This is a genomic window from Virgibacillus kimchii, assembly GCF_055379185.1.
Map to the genome: position 1 here is coordinate 722,708 of NZ_AP043951.1, position 15,911 is coordinate 738,618.

Below are 15,911 nucleotides of genomic sequence, written 5' to 3' on the forward strand. Positions count from 1 at the left end.
TTAGATGTTTATATGATATACATTACCTATGCGAAGGTCGAATCGAACATCTTCCTCCATGATAATATACCAATCCAACCCCAACTCGAGCCTAGAAGGGATTTTATACTGGCCAACAATAAGTTCAAATGATTCACCGCAAAAGAGTGTATAATGATAACCGTTTAATTCAACTACCCAGGCGTCTCTATTGTATTCATAGGTCATCATTCCTTCTGTCATGACAGTTCACCTTCTATCACCAGTTTTACCATATGATCATCGATGAGTTTTTGTTTATTTTGGGCACCGTAAATGAGACAATGCGTACAAATCTTATTGATCAGCCTTGGTGTACCATTCGAAAACTGAAAAACTTCATGAATCGCTGCATCTGTGAAAATGTCGCTTTGTGCACCGACTTCGGTTAAATGTTTTTGTATATATCCACCTACCTGCGCACGATCATAGTGCGGGAGCTTACATTGCAGGTCGATTCGTTGCCGAATAGCTGCAAATGATTGGAGCCGAAGCCGGTCCCAAAGTTCACTTTGTCCGACAAGAATCAAAGCCATTGGACTTTCAGCGTCCATTTTAAAATTAAGCAGAAAGCGAACTTCCTCCAGCATTTCCCGGTCCAGTAGATGTGCTTCATCTACAATAACCACAGGTAATAAACCATGAATTCCACGCATCATTTCAATCTGATTGTGTAACTGCCGTTTAGCATCTCCACGATAAAACTTGGCTTCGCACCCCAACTGTTCCAGTAACCCTTTATAGAAATGCCGGGGTGTTAATTTAGAATCGGCCAGATATAAAACCTTAAACAAACCGGAATCCAGTTCATCCGTAAATTTCCTGAGCGTCGTTGTTTTCCCGGTGCCAGCATCTCCTGTCACCACCGCAAATAATTGTGATTCAGCTGCATATTCCAATCTCCCAATGGTTTCATCCAGCATATCCGGATAATATAATGCCGATGTGAGAATATCGCGGTTAAAAGGAGTGTGCGTAAAACCGTAAAAATGGTTAAACATGTGAAGCACCCTCTTTCTTAACCCTGCGATAGGAAACCGCTGTCTTCTGAACGTCTTTACGGGAAGCATACTGTTCCGTCGCTGCGTCCAACAGTCTGGAGTGCTCTGTGGACTGTTGTCCAAGATGATCCGGCATCGTTGGCCGTTTCCCGGCATGTTCACCAATCACCAATTCACGAGCTGTCCAAGGTGCATGTCCTTCGTACTCAATGGTCACTTCCGTAATATCCGAAGGATCATAAACCACATCGACCCTGCAGCCAATAAACGATAATCCAGCCTCGTATTTCTTACCCATAAAACTAATACATCCTGATTTATCCACTTTACGCGTCTCACAGTGTAAAAATGCTTGCGCCAATTCTTCTGTACTGACAAACCGTAAGGCTTTGTCATCACTGCGGAAAGCTGCTTCCGGACTTTGGTTTTCCCCCAAAGCACTATGCGGCTTGTACTGGTAGCATTCACTCAACCACACACGGAGTCGCTCATTTAGATGATCCAGTGTTGTGGGCTTCTCCAGTGAAACCTCATCCAGGAAACTACCCACTATCCGATTAAACCTTTCTACCTTCCCGGTAGCCTCTGGCGAGTACGGCTTAGCGTATAATAACCGGATGCCTAACTTTGAGCAGGTTCGTTTCATCCATTTTGTCCTGTATTGTTTTCCGTTATCAAAATAAACAGATTCGGGAACACCGTATAATTGAATAGATTCACGAAAACCCTGTTCCACAATACGTTGATCCATGGTGGGATAAAACCCGGCATGCATCACAAATCGAGAAGCATCATCCAGGAACACCACCAAATAAACTTGTCTTTTCTCTCCACCTGGACCAATAGGAAGGTACGGTCCATACTTAATATCAGAATGCCATAATTGATTGCGAGTTTTCCGTTGGAAACGCCTGGCAGCCACACCAGGATCACTGTACATTCGCATATGCCGAGCACTATACCCCTTTTCAGCAAGCTTTTCCTGCAAGGTACTCCGCTTCAATTGACCGGGCTCAGCTCGTTTTTCCCATTCCAGGATTTGAATAATTTGGGCAATACTGCGTGATGGTACTTCCCGACGCAATAAGATAGCCTGTTTCAATAAATGATCGGGAATAGCTTCCCTGATTTGCGTACCTTTTCCTTTTGGTTTTAAACCTTCAAACCCTGCCTGTCGATATTGTGCTAAGTATCTTCGAATAGTTCGTTCAGAAAGTCCACTTGCTTCACAAATTTGCCGTCTGATTTGTCTGGCCTTGGCGGCATCCAATCCATCCGCCAACAATGGAGACAGTAATTGTACCCGTTCAGCAGCAATCTCCTGTGCTTTCTTTTGATTTCTCATGTCAATGAGCCTCCTTTTAAGCTATTAAACATGAGTCTATCTCAAGAGTATCCGGACAGGAATGCAGAACGGGTCTGTATCCATAAATGAACATTAACAATAGGACGGACAACTTTCGCCAGCCATCCATCTAATGTTCTTCCGTCACGTCCGATTTTTTGGAGCACGGTCCTTGGGGCACCGGACGTGCTCCCCACAGGTAAGTCCAATTGAAACCGCTTTATAATAGAAATCATGCAGCCCACAGCATATGGTCCCCAGATCTGAAACCATTCACGCCAGCGACCCAATGTCGATTCATCAGCCGGAACATCTATCAAATTATCATCCACAACCTGTTCAATGCTTTCTACTCCATAACGTTTGTAAGGGATTAAAACATCAGGTAATTCATGATGTACTTTATGACAACGTTTACAATAAAGCCGGCGTATAATAAGTTTCTCTTTATCTCCTGAATTTCTATACCATACCCTCCGCCGGCTTCCAGCCACTACCAAAGGGCTTTCGCAAATAGGACAGTGATTGATTTCCGCACTCCTAACAAAAAACACCTGCTTCGTCCTTCTTCTCAATTAACGTATAGTCTGATATACTAATCATATGTTAGGTTTTAGTGGACGTCTCCAGTGAAATTGTTTCCGCAATTTCACGTTAATGGGGGCGTCCTTTTCCTTTCCTGGATTTTTTTCTGGTCATATTATCAGTCTACTTCTGGTCAGACATAACCGTCAACTTCCGGCCTGTTTAACATAGCTAAAACAGTGGCATAAGAATTTGATTTTTAAACGACTTTATTGTTACTTCCATAAGTACGTATTCAGTAATTTCACAAGTAATAAAACAACTTTATTTTTACACCGTCCACATTTGCGGACGGTGTAATGCGTATCTTCAGCTTCAAAATTAAACAACTTTATTGTCATTACACACCATTTTTTTCTCCAAAAATGGACGATAAACCAAAATCAGAATATTTATTTTATTGGATGTCGTAAACATTCTATTGTATATCCTTCACCATCAGGTTCCATTGTTCTGTTGTCTATTAATCTTCCACCTGATAAAGCTTTTGTTGATGCGCTGCTTCCACTGGCTGAAAAGCTAAATCAAATCTGTGGTATAAACGTAGACTACCTGGTAACTAATCTAGAGTAGTGGTTAATTCTCTCATCTTTCTAGTTTTTATTTTTCCAAAGAGTGATTTCTTTGAGTTTAGTTGACGGGCGATTATAGGTTTTATAACCGTTAAATATTAGTAAGATTATCCATATAACTGACTTTTAAGCCTGTAAAACAATATTTCTATGTAATATGCATAAAATCTTCAAACATTCCTGCTATACTTCTGGGAAGTCACCAGTGAAAGGGGAAAGTAAACTATGGAATTAAAATTTAAGGTTGCAGTATTCGCATTGATAATAAGTTTATTAGTCATTAGCGGGTGCACTAACAATAGCTCACAGCCTGATGAAGAACCTGATGAAGAAATGGATCATTCCACTATGAATCAAGACATGATGGTAAATGAACATATAGATCATGATGAGGTGGTAAGCTTAAACGATTCAACCGGGGAAAATGAATTGGAAATTCCTTCTGCGCTAGAACGTGATGACGATGAGGAAGCCGTTTACACTGTTCGGGCACAAAAAGGAAAAACGGAAATATTTGATGGAACTGAAACGGTAACATATGGATACAACGGGTCTTTTTTAGGACCAATGCTTCGTCTTGAAGAAGGTAAAACAGTAAAAATTAGAACGATCAATGAACTAGATGAGGAGACAACTTTTCATTGGCACGGATTGGAAGTATCGGGAGACGCAGATGGTGGACCACATGAATCCATAAATCCTGGAGAAGAAGGGTTGATCGAATTTGAGGTTACACAAGAAGCGTCGACGTTATGGTTCCATCCCCATCCGGAAGGGGAAACCTCTGAACAGGTGTATAATGGACTCGCGGGATTACTATATATTGAAGATGATAATTCAAATAGTCTGGGATTGCCAAATGAGTATGGGGAGAATGATATCCCTTTAATTTTTCAGGACAAGATATTTGATGATAATAAACAGCTGAATTTCAATGCTGCAATGAATGATGATGGGACAATCGGTGATACCCTCTTGATCAATGGAACACTGAATCCGAAGTTGACTGTAAACAAAGAGAAAGTACGTCTTCGTTTATTGAATGGATCTAATGCACGAAATTACACATTTAGATTAAATACAGGGGATTCTTTTGTGCAAATTGCAACGGATGGAGGTTTTTTGAATGAACCGGTGACACTCGATGAAATTACACTGACCCCATCTGAACGGGCAGAAATAGTTGTAGATTTTTCTGAGCTTGATACAGAGAATGAATTGGCGTTAATAGATGACGATGGAGCTGTTCTTTTACCATTTGAGGTTTCTGATCAAAGTGGAGAGGATAGCAGCATTCCTGGAGAGATGAATGATTTTTCAATTACAGAAGAAGAGATGAACTTGCCAGTTACAAAGGAAGTGGAACTCTTTGGGATGATGGACCAAGTAACGATCAATGGAAAGAAATTTGATCCGGAAAGAATTGATTTCACACAAGAGCAAGGGGAAACGGAAGTTTGGGAGATATACAATAAACCGGACGAAATGGGCGGCATGATTCACCCGTTTCATATTCACGGAGCTCAATTTAAAATACTTTCCAGAAATGGAGAAGAACCACCGGAAAATGAACGGGGATGGAAAGACAGTATTTCCGTTGAACCAGATGAGACGGTCAAAATAGCTATACAATTTAAGCACAAGGGTGTGTATATGTTCCATTGTCATATTCTTGAGCATGAAGACAACGGCATGATGGGACAGGTGAAAGTGGAATAATCTTAAACCCATCATCTGTGTAGATTTATAAGCGAGTGAAGCGTGAGGAAAATGATGTAATTTATTTAGATGGGGCTGGCACGAACCCTCAGTTTTTGCATTTTAGTCATAGAAAAAGAAAGTTGTAAATAAATGGGATATTTGATGGAGGAGGACTTTATAAAGTACACCTCCATAATCCCTACTATACAATTATTCATTAAACAACTCGATATAAAATGGTCCAGCTTTATCAAAAACTAATAGGCAGGATATTATTCCATACGGGAGCTTTAGCCTTAGACAAAAATATAAATGTCATATGGTACTGCCCATATGTCTATTAACATGTAGAACCTGGAAATAAGGTGACAGGCCGGAAGTTACAGAAACTTTTGGAAAAGAATCGGAATTTATAACATATATGTGCTTAATAATGGTGGAACACATATTCTGTTTACTGTTCAAAAAATATATAAATATTAATCTATTATTACTTTCTTCCAGTCTATTCTTATTACTACTAGCGTTTTGTTTATACTATCTTTTCTTATCCTATCTTCACACATTCTACATAAAGATTGATTACACTAGCAATGGAATATTTAAATTATAACTTAAAGAAGGCTGTTGGATTACAAATTTAATCCCTTACTAGCAATTGAGGAGTGAAATAAGTGAGTTTGGATTCAATAAAAAAGAAGAAAAAAGGCAAAAAAAGAAATCGGTTAATTTTTAGAACTGCCATACTCGGAATAATGTTGGCGGCAGTTATATTTGCATTAGTGAATAATCTGCAGCAGGATAATACAATTTATAGAGCCGGGGATTTGGCACCGGATTTTAAATTGCAGCAAATTAATGAATATAATGACTTGGAATACATCCAATTAAGTGAATTGCAAGGAAAAGGTGTCATGCTTAATTTCTGGGGAACCTGGTGTGAACCATGTAAGGACGAAATGCCTTATATGGAGGAATTATACCCGAAATATAGAGATGAAATAGAAATAGTTGCAGTCAGCCTTGATGCAACGGAACTTGTTATTCACCGGTTTATTGATGATTTTGGTTTGACTTTTCCTATCCCACATGATGTTTCAGGGGAAGTAAAGGATTTGTATAAAATTGGACCAATTCCATCTACATTTTTTATAGATCCGGAAGGAGAAATAGTTGAGGTGGTAGAAGGAGCATTGTCATTAGAGAGTCTGGAGGGACACTTTCAAACAATTCGCCCTGCTTCCTGAATATAGTTCTAAAGGCAGGGGAACGAGCGCGCGTATTAGGTATGGAACTCATATGAATACAGATTTTTGAAAATGGATATGTTCCTAAAGAAAGAAGGATAACGTTTTTTTGTTTCTTTTCATGAATATTTTTCATGAATATATTTAATTTCAGAGTGCTACATTTTTGTGTGTTTTTGGGAATGAAAGATGTATAAAAGTAGTCTATGATGAGGGGATTTTCATGAATAAAATTAAGTGTGAATGCGGACACGTAAACCCGGAAGGTACCGTGCTATGCGAAGCATGTGGTAAACCTGTTGAAGGGAATCAGCATTTGGATGGAAATGATGAGAAAAAACTTCTGAATATGCGCTACGAAGGAAGCGCCAGAAGATCACAGGTATACAACAAATCAATTATAGATAAAACATGGAGCTTTTTTTCCTCCGTTAAGGTTGGTGTTTGGCTAATTGTGCTGGCATTACTCGGTTCAGCAATTGGATCTATATTTCCGCAGGAAATGTACATACCCCCAGACGCGCCGTCAAGAGACCCTGCTATTTTCTATGAGGACAGATATGGTATATTCGGACTGATTTTTTACCAGCTTGGATTTCATAATTTATACAGTTCCTGGTGGTACATGCTGTTAATTGCCCTAATCGGTGTTTCGCTTGTTATTTGCAGTATTGATCGATTTGTACCTTTGTACAAGGCATTAAAAAGACAAAAAGCAAAACGCCATACCACATTTTTAAAAAGACAAAGGTTGTTCAGCGAAACGGAATCCATTAATGAAAACGATCTGAAAACTGTAAAAGAACGGTTGAAAAAGCAACGATATAAAGTCAGGGAGGAAAATGGCCATATATTGGCTGAGAAAGGTCGTTTTTCCAGATGGGGCCCATATGTAAACCATATCGGATTAATTATTATTCTTCTATCTGCAATCATCCGTATGACTCCATGGATGTATATGGATGAATATGTATGGGTAAGAGATGGTGAACGGCTCGTTATACCAGGAACGGAAGGCGAATACTATATTGAAAGCAAGCAATTTTTATTGGAAACGCATGATCCGGAAGATGAACGCTTTAGAGATGCTATAGAGATAGAAGGTATGATTCCAAGTAATTATCAGACTGATTTAATTATTTATCAGGAAGCGGAATCTTCTGTTACAGGGGGAGAAGCAGAACTGAAGAAGATCCTCGAAGATGAACTAACTATGAACAATCCGATTAAGTTTGACCGGTATACACTTTACCAAGCCGGGTATCAGTTAAATGAATTTTCGAGTATGACTTTCGATCTATCTAATTCGGAAGATCCTGAAGAGGAATCATTAGGTACATTTACAGTGGATCTTTTTTCACCGGAAACAACATATGAACTGGAGAGTGGATTTCAAATAGACGTCAGTCAGTATTACCCGGATTTTTATATGGATGACAACGAAACGCCTGCTTCGGAAACAAATTTCCCAAGAAACCCGGCATTTATATTTACCGTATATCCTCCGGAAAGTGAAACTGCTGAAGTTAATTTTATAGGAATTGGCAGAAATATTGACGCTACAGGTGAAAATGAATACAGAATAGGTATTAATGATTTTGATATGCACGCGGTTAGCGGGATATCTATTCGAGTGGATTATACCTTGCCGTTTTTTGGAATTGGCGCAGGCGTCTTCATGATTGGGGTAATTCAGGGAATGTACTGGCAGCATCGAAGAGTCTGGATCCACCCTAAATCTAATGGAGTATTGATTGCTGCACATACAAATAAAAATTGGCATGGTTTGCAAAGGGATATCGAAAAAGCAATTGATGAAACTTCAATAAAAATGGTTGAAGATCAGCAGGAATTGGACGAAAAGTAGCTTTTTAAATTACGAGGAGGAGCTTTATGAGTACTTCAATGTTAGTTAGTATCAGTAATTCAATGCTTTTTACAGCATTTATTCTCTATCTTGTAGCGACTTTTTTCTTTGGAGCTACAATAAGGGATAAGCGATCAAAGCATAAAAAAGGTATAGCAGGAAATATTGGGATATCGATTACTATTATTGGATTTACAGCACAGCTCACATATTTTATTACGAGGTGGATGGCCAGTGGTCATGCACCAGTAGCTAACTTATTTGAGTTCACTACGTTTTTGGGTATGAGTATCGTACTTGCATTTATTATCATATATTTCATTTACAATTTGGGGGCATTGGGGTTATTTGCTCTGCCTATTGCGATGATAATCATTGCCTATGCAAGTATGTATCCGACTGAACTCGCACCGTTGGTACCATCTTTACAAACTTATTGGCTGCAAATACATGTAATTACGGTTTCATTGGGACAAGGGATACTTGCCATAAGTTTTATTGCAGGGTTGATTTATTTAATTAGACAAATAGACCAAACGACCAGAAGTAAGCGAACAACCTGGCTGGAAATTGTACTGTACACACTATTTTTATTTATAGGCTTTATTGTCTCCACTTCTATATTTAATTTTATGGATTACGAAGCATCATTTGAATATACAGTGGATAATTATGAGGCTACAACGGTGTATCAACTGCCCGCTATTGTGTCTCCAACGGACGGAGAGCTATTGACGGAAGGCGTGATGCAGCCCTGGTTCGAAACACCTGCTTGGATGTATGGTGTTGATGCTGGAAGAAAATTCAATACGATAATTTGGGCATTTATGACAGGAAGTATTATCTATCTCATTACCAGGCTCATCTTAAGAAAACGTGTAGGAAAGGCGATACAGCCGGTTTTAAAGAATGTAAAACCGGAAATGTTGGATGAAATAAACTATCGGGCAGTCGCAATCGGATTCCCTGTGTTTACGTTGGGAGGACTTATTTTCGCTTCCATATGGGCGCAAATTGCATGGGACCGATTTTGGGGCTGGGATCCAAAAGAAGTTTGGGCATTAATTACATGGTTTTTCTATGCGGCTTATTTACATTTAAGACTGTCCCGCGGCTGGCATGGTGAAAAGTCTGCATGGCTGGCCATTATTGGGTTTGCTATTATTTTGTTTAATCTAATCGTGGTAAACTTAGTTATAGCTGGATTACATTCTTATGCATAAATTCTACTCTTAGTTTTTACACCATTTTAATGGAGGATATAAAAATTTAAAACATGTTTTGGTAAAATCGGTAATAAAAAAACTAAGTTAGGCATATTGAACAAAAATTAAATGAGGTTTGTATATGAAAGATAAAATATTAGTGGTTGATGATGAATGGAACATGAGAAACTTGATAAAGATCCATTTGTCTAAATCAAATGTTGCGATCGACGAGGCTAAAAGTGGAAAAGAAGCCCTCCGGATAGTAGATAAAATACCCTACAATTTAATGATCTTAGATATCATGTTACCAGATATTGATGGCTGGGAAGTATGTGCTACAGTTCGAGAGACAAAAAACTTACCGATTTTGATGTTAACCGCTCGAAATGATATTAAAGATCGAGTTCATGGGCTGAATATCGGTGCGGATGATTATCTAACTAAACCATTTGCACCTGAAGAACTGGTTGCCAGAGTTACTGCTTTGATCCGCCGACAGAAGATATTAGATAAAGAAAAAGAAACTCAGGTATTATATTTTGGGGATCTCTCTATTGACATGGAAAGTAGAACTGCAATGGTGAAAGATAAACCAATCGGATTAACGCCAAAAGAGTTTGATATTCTATATTTAATTGCCAGTCAGCCTAAAAGGGTGTTTACCCGTGATATTATATTGGACAAAATCTGGTCCGTAAATGAATTTAGGGATCTTAGGGCAATTGATACACACGTGAAGAATATACGTGAAAAACTTCGTAAGTCCGGGCTTGCCTATAGTCCGATAAATACAGTTTGGGGAGTAGGATACAGGTTTATCATTACAGACGAGGATAAAGTCTGGCATGAATAGAATTGTCCTTAAACTTGGCATAATCATGGCTTGCCTGATTTTGGCTGTTTTATTACCTTTAGGATTTGTTGCCAATAAAATATTTACCAATTTCTATTATAATCAGATACAGGAAGAAATTCGGGAACTTTCTCAAAAATATGCGAATACGATAACGTCACTTGATGATGAGACGATGATAAATATGTATAAGCATCTGGCTTATTTCACCAATAAGGACATTTACATTACGGATGCGAGCGGGAGAGTGATCGCAGACACTGGTATACAGATCAATCCTTTAACTGATAATGAACTTAAGCAATTATCAAAAGGTGAGTCTATTCATAAAAACGTAGAGGATAGGATGACAAATAATATTTACCTTGGTCATGGTCATCCTATCATGCTATCCAGTACATTTCAGGGCTCCTTTTTTGTCCTGGCTCCTGTAGACGATGTGCATGAACCTGTTGATAAAATTAGGAATTTATTAATTTTGTCTGCAGTAGGAGCGTTTTTTTTGGGGTTGGGATTTACGTTTTTTTTAGCCAGGAAAATGTCAAACCCACTATTGGAAATGGAACGAGCAACAAGGGAGATAGCAAAAGGTAACCTGGATATACGCGTCAATACGCTCCCCAACGATGAATTAGGCACGCTGGGTGCAGCAATCAATGACCTTGCACTGGAAACGAATCAATACAGAGCTAACCGAAGTGAATTTTTTGCAAATATATCACATGAATTGCGTACACCTATCTCGTATCTGAAAGGATATGCCAATGTATTAAAATACAATCTTTATGAAACCGAAGAAGAAAGGCAGCAATATCTAACCATAATTGAAGATGAAACGGAACGTATACTAAGGTTAATTAATGACTTATTTGATTTAGCAAAAATGGAGGAAGGTCAAGTAGATCTTCAGGTGGAAGCCGTTGACCCCGTGGAAATTATGGAAACCACTGTTTTGAAAATTCGTTTAGAACTTGAGAAAAAAGGGTTGACGTTAGTCACTGAGATAGATAGAGGTATTCCTTTCATTGAGGCTGACGGTTATCGCTTAGAACAGATTTTTATAAATTTACTAATGAATGCAATTCGATATACAAAAGAAGGCTCTATTTATCTCAAAGTATGGAGTAAGAAAAATAACGTGTATGTAAGTATTGAAGATACAGGTATTGGAATTCCTAAAGAAGAACTTTCTTTCATCTTCGAACGTTTCCATCGTGTTGAAAAGTCCCGTTCAAGAAATTTTGGAGGAACGGGATTGGGGTTAGCCATTGTAAAAAACTTGGTTGAAATCCAACATGGAACTATTTCTGTTAGCAGCGAGATGAATAAAGGTACGAGGTTTGAGCTAATCTTCCCAAAACTGGAGCAGGGGTAAATATGAAAAAAATTGAATGGTTGTTGGCAATATCCTTGATTATTATTGGATTGTCCTGTCTAACTGTTTCCGGTGCAACGATGTGGGGAAATGAATCATTTACATATTATGTGAAAATACTTTTGCAAATCTGTTTTTGGACGGGATTACCAGGAATAATTATTGGGGTATTATATGTAATAATCCTTATCGGTAGAAAAAATAAATAAGCATTAATTGATTTGCATGTAAATTTGGCCACCTGTCTTAGCAGATGGTGGCAATTCCATGCATTCCTTCATCTTTTATAAGGCTAGATAAACTTCTTCTCCAGCCTTTTCAATGTTCTCAGCCTTTTTAAATTGAAGTTTGCTGCTTTAATTTTCAATATTTTATTTAGTGGATTCTTCTGAAAAACTGGTACTTTTTGGCACCCTAGTTGAATTATCTGCTTCGGTATTCATGACACTATCGGTTTTACCTCCACCGTATTCAGCAAGTACTAGAATTGATAGCATCATTTCCAATTAGACAAAAATAGCAGATAATAATCCGGCAATATCTGTTTATAAAGTTGAGTTATTCTATTTATTTAATAAAGCAAACCAACAGACATACTATTTTAAATAATGTCATTTTTAAACACAATATAATAAGGATAAATTCACACAAACAGAAATAATTTATTAGAGGCAGGGTTTAAAAAGATGAAAAGAATAGCAATAATTTTAGCAACTATTGCAGGTTTGATTTTATCAGGATGCAGCAATAATGAACAAGCATTTGAAGTGCCAATGGATGGGAATATAGACCATGTACATGGCATCGGTTACGCTGGAGAATATAATGGGTTATATTTTGCATCCCATACAGGTTTAAAAATATACCGTGATGGTGAATGGTTTGAAACAACTAAAAACTTGAATGATTACATGGGTTTTAATGCTGTAGATGATGGATTTTATACCTCAGGTCATCCTGGAAAAGATTCCGACCTACCGAATCCACTTGGAATTCAACGAAGTATTGATGGTGGGCAAACACTAGAAATGGTTAAATTTGAAGGAGAAACAGATTTTCATGCCATGGCTGTCGGATATAATAGCCATGATATATTTTTATTGAATCCAGAAAAGAACTCGGAATTAGAACAAGGATTTTACAGAAGTATTGATGATGGTCAGTCGTGGGAGTCCGTTAGTGCTAGTGGTCTTGATGAGGAGATATTATCTTTAGCCCTGCATCCTTCTGATTCCAATTTGATTGCAGCAGCAGCTACTAATGGAATTTACTTATCCGAAGACGGTGGGGAAAACTTCCAGCTTATATCGGATGGAAGTGCTGTAGGTACAGCGGTGTTTTTCAACAATGAAAATCTTTATTATGCAACCTATAGTACAAGTCCATTCTTATTTAATTACCATATCGAAAGTGGTACAGAAGAAACCATGGAATTACCAGAACTAACCGAAGATGGTCCGGTCTATATAGCTCAAAATCCGCAAAATGATCAACAAATTGCAATTTATACAACAAAAGGACAGTCATTTATAACCGAAGATGGTTCAGAATCATGGACACAGATTATCGAAAATGGACAAGTGAAATAATGTTTTATGAAGAAATAACTGCTCGGGAGCGGTATCCCCATTTCTGAACTTTTTTAGTCTTCTTATATTTTGCTTACGATGCCATTTATGCATGGAGGCCATAATCAGGACACAATCATGATCGGATGAATAATAACCATGCAAATCACGAACATTCAAATGTTCAAAATATTCACCTGAAATCGTCCGGTAATATAGATAAATTGGTGATATAAAATGAAGCAATTAGAAGGAGAGATAGAGTCTTAAAAAGCTCAAAATGAAACTTTACAAAAGAAGCTTCTCAAAGTTAATGAATATCGTATAAAATAAAACATTTTACGCTGGATTCATGTAATACAAAATACTAATTTACGAGGTGCATTTTTATGGATTTACAATTGGAACCCCTTTCTATTGATATAACAAACTCGACTTTTATTCGGAATGATAGATTATATATACACGTTCTACTAAGGAAGGCAGGGGTAAAAACATGATACTCGGATTAAAAAACAAAAAGGTGATTTTTTTGCGCCACCTGAGCGTAGCGGTATTTTCCGCCCTTCTAGTCTATTTTTTTTACCTTTCGTATTCGGACTGGGGGGTTGAACCTGCCCTGTGGCCTGACTGGGGGCAAGACCATCCCTTCTGGAGGGCATGGGCACATGCTGCGTTTGTTCTGCTTTTTCTCGCTCTAATATTATCACCAGTGGCAATGCTTTGGCCCCCCATTAGACGTTTTATCACCTGGAGACGAGAACTTGGAATATGGTTCGCGGTGCTATCGTTTGGACACGCATATGCGATCTGGGATCGTTGGGCGCGATGGGATGTGGCGACGCTATTTGGGTTTGAATACATGGAAGAGCTAGGCAGTTTTGTTCTCTTTAGACCGGAGGTTGGCATCATGAATATGATGGGGCTTGTAATGGCTCCTATGATCATCTTACTCGCCATGACTTCCTTTGACAGAGCGGTGAAATTTCTCGGTACATCTTCGTGGAAATGGATTCACAGCACATTAGTGCAAGTTATTTTCTATATTGCTATGCTTCGTGGCATGCTATATCTATTCTATTTCTTTCAAGCTACACCCCCAGACTGGAGATTCTATCCTCCGATATGGTTCTTGTATATTTTTCTTGGAATGGGAGTTGTTGTTGTGCTGCTTCAGGCGGCTGCATTCGCTAAGATTGTGCTTCGACGGAGGAGTCACAAGCAAAAGAATAGTTTATTTCAGGTAGCCGCTGTGATTGGTGTCGCGGTAATGTTTGCCATGCCCATGGCGCTTATGATGGGTACCGTGGCGTATTTTGACAGCGGGCTCATAAAAGAACCTCCCGCGTTTAGTGGACAAACAGAGTCACCAGAAAATTATGCGCAAAACTTTGAGATGGTCATTCAAGCTGAAGACCAAGATATCTACATTTGGGTAAGGGATCTGGATAGTGAGCCGTACTTTCGCCAGACGGTTGAAATTGAAGGAGAGCCGATTTCGCACCAGATATATCGATACAGTGAGCAAATGTTGTATATTGGAGAACCAGACGCTGATATGGAGCTTGTATGGTCCGAGATTGAAAATGTGGGGCCGGAAGAGATAGGAATTTTAGAAGTGGCCATAGAACCGGGAGTGTGGGCGGAGCAGTACGGAACAGGTGAGCATCAAATTCAGGTTCCAGAGGGAGAGCTACAAATCACCATTCAGAGTGTGGGTGAATTCATTGCTGATGAGGTGTTTGAAGTTCCAAACGATGGGGAGCCAGTGTCGATAGCGCTATAATTCCTGCGATGGTTAACTCTTTGTGTCGCCATATTCTCAGATGTGGGAGCGATAATTCCGGCAGAGCTAAATGGTTTAAGACTAATGCGTGTGACTGAAGATGAAGAGGATTAAAGGATTTTAAACAGAATAATAAAATCCAACGGGCAACAAATTTCGGGTCTTCGGAATATATAGTGGAATTACTTTTTTAATAGTTTAAAAACAACTGGTGTTTAAATCGGATTTTCTAGTGGGATGTTAGGACAATCAATAGTATTATAAAAGTATCAATCACATACGAGTGATACGTTGGGAAAAAATAAAATAGTCCAATTTACTTGACCGTGTACTATGGTACACGGTTTATAATATTCATGGGGTGAAATAAGATGATTTACCGCATTAGTGAGTTTGCAGAAAAATGTGGCGTTAATAAAGAAACGATTAGATATTACGAGCGAAAAAATTTACTACAAGAACCTCACCGAACGGAAGCTGGTTATCGGATATATTCATATGATGACGTTAAGCGTGTTGGGTTTATTAAACGAATACAGGAACTTGGATTTTCTTTAAACGAGATTTATAAATTACTTGGTGTTGTAGATAAAGATGAAGTTCGTTGTCAAGATATGTTCGAATTTGTTTCTAAAAAACAAAAGGAAGTTCAAAAACAAATAGAGGATTTAAAACGAATTGAAACTATGTTAGACGACTTAAAACAACGATGTCCAGATGAAAAGCAATTACATTCGTGTCCAATAATAGAAACATTAACATGAGAGATTAACGAAAGGGGCTTT

Annotated in this window: 14 protein-coding genes; 10 read left to right on the plus strand and 4 right to left on the minus strand. The window is 38.4% G+C overall.

The annotated features are described in order from the left end of the window. Genes ACZ42C_RS03690 through ACZ42C_RS03705 form a run of 4 tightly spaced genes read right to left on the minus strand, consistent with a single transcriptional unit; the run spans position 1 to position 2,918 of the window. Complete coding sequence (locus ACZ42C_RS03690; RefSeq protein WP_461181899.1) at positions 1 to 222, minus strand: DUF5348 domain-containing protein; 222 nt, start codon at positions 220 to 222, stop codon at positions 1 to 3. Next, on the minus strand, positions 219 to 1,019 hold the full coding sequence (locus ACZ42C_RS03695) for an ExeA family protein (RefSeq protein ID WP_461181900.1): 801 nt from the start codon (positions 1,017 to 1,019) through the stop codon (positions 219 to 221). The genes ACZ42C_RS03690 and ACZ42C_RS03695 overlap by 4 nt, the downstream gene beginning before the upstream one ends. Continuing rightward, a complete protein-coding gene (locus ACZ42C_RS03700; RefSeq protein ID WP_464891255.1) occupies positions 1,012 to 2,364 on the minus strand; it encodes a DDE-type integrase/transposase/recombinase in 1,353 nt (450 codons plus the stop codon). The genes ACZ42C_RS03695 and ACZ42C_RS03700 overlap by 8 nt, the downstream gene beginning before the upstream one ends. A gap of 41 nt (positions 2,365 to 2,405) precedes the next feature. Continuing rightward, complete coding sequence (locus tag ACZ42C_RS03705) at positions 2,406 to 2,918, minus strand: DUF6431 domain-containing protein (protein WP_461181744.1); 513 nt, start codon at positions 2,916 to 2,918, stop codon at positions 2,406 to 2,408. 828 nt (positions 2,919 to 3,746) lie between these two features. Here ACZ42C_RS03705 and ACZ42C_RS03710 point away from each other — a divergent pair. The 10 genes from ACZ42C_RS03710 to merR all read left to right on the plus strand — a co-directional run bounded on the left by ACZ42C_RS03710 (position 3,747) and on the right by merR (position 15,890). After that, positions 3,747 to 5,240: a multicopper oxidase family protein gene (locus tag ACZ42C_RS03710; RefSeq protein ID WP_461181743.1), complete on the plus strand. Its 1,494-nt coding sequence runs from the start codon at positions 3,747 to 3,749 to the stop codon at positions 5,238 to 5,240. Positions 5,241 to 5,896: 656 nt separating this feature from the next. Then, complete coding sequence (gene resA, locus ACZ42C_RS03715) at positions 5,897 to 6,469, plus strand: thiol-disulfide oxidoreductase ResA (protein ID WP_461181742.1); 573 nt, start codon at positions 5,897 to 5,899, stop codon at positions 6,467 to 6,469. Between the two features lie 223 nt (positions 6,470 to 6,692). After that, positions 6,693 to 8,336 carry a cytochrome c biogenesis protein ResB gene (gene resB / locus ACZ42C_RS03720; protein ID WP_461181741.1) on the plus strand — a complete coding sequence of 548 codons (1,644 nt, stop codon included), beginning with the start codon at positions 6,693 to 6,695 and terminating at the stop codon, positions 8,334 to 8,336. A gap of 26 nt (positions 8,337 to 8,362) precedes the next feature. After that, positions 8,363 to 9,559, plus strand: coding sequence for a c-type cytochrome biogenesis protein CcsB (gene ccsB, locus ACZ42C_RS03725; protein ID WP_461181740.1), 1,197 nt, complete (start codon positions 8,363 to 8,365; stop codon positions 9,557 to 9,559). Positions 9,560 to 9,683: 124 nt separating this feature from the next. Beyond that, positions 9,684 to 10,397, plus strand: a complete 714-nt coding sequence (locus tag ACZ42C_RS03730; RefSeq protein WP_461181739.1) for a response regulator transcription factor — start codon at positions 9,684 to 9,686, stop codon at positions 10,395 to 10,397. Continuing rightward, the gene (locus ACZ42C_RS03735; RefSeq protein ID WP_461181738.1) at positions 10,390 to 11,772 is read left to right on the plus strand and encodes a sensor histidine kinase; all 1,383 of its coding nucleotides are present in this window, start codon (positions 10,390 to 10,392) and stop codon (positions 11,770 to 11,772) included. Before ACZ42C_RS03730 ends, ACZ42C_RS03735 begins: the two co-directional genes overlap by 8 nt. A gap of 2 nt (positions 11,773 to 11,774) precedes the next feature. Beyond that, on the plus strand, positions 11,775 to 11,981 hold the full coding sequence (locus tag ACZ42C_RS03740; RefSeq protein WP_461181737.1) for a hypothetical protein: 207 nt from the start codon (positions 11,775 to 11,777) through the stop codon (positions 11,979 to 11,981). A 477-nt stretch (positions 11,982 to 12,458) separates the two neighbouring features. Next, positions 12,459 to 13,361, plus strand: coding sequence for a F510_1955 family glycosylhydrolase (locus tag ACZ42C_RS03745; protein WP_461181736.1), 903 nt, complete (start codon positions 12,459 to 12,461; stop codon positions 13,359 to 13,361). Positions 13,362 to 13,836: 475 nt separating this feature from the next. After that, positions 13,837 to 15,126, plus strand: a complete 1,290-nt coding sequence (locus tag ACZ42C_RS03750) for a cytochrome b family protein (protein WP_461181735.1) — start codon at positions 13,837 to 13,839, stop codon at positions 15,124 to 15,126. Positions 15,127 to 15,497: 371 nt separating this feature from the next. Then, entirely contained in the window at positions 15,498 to 15,890 is a 393-nt protein-coding gene (gene merR, locus ACZ42C_RS03755) for an Hg(II)-responsive transcriptional regulator (protein ID WP_017186745.1), read from the plus strand. Positions 15,891 to 15,911: the final 21 nt, after the last annotated feature.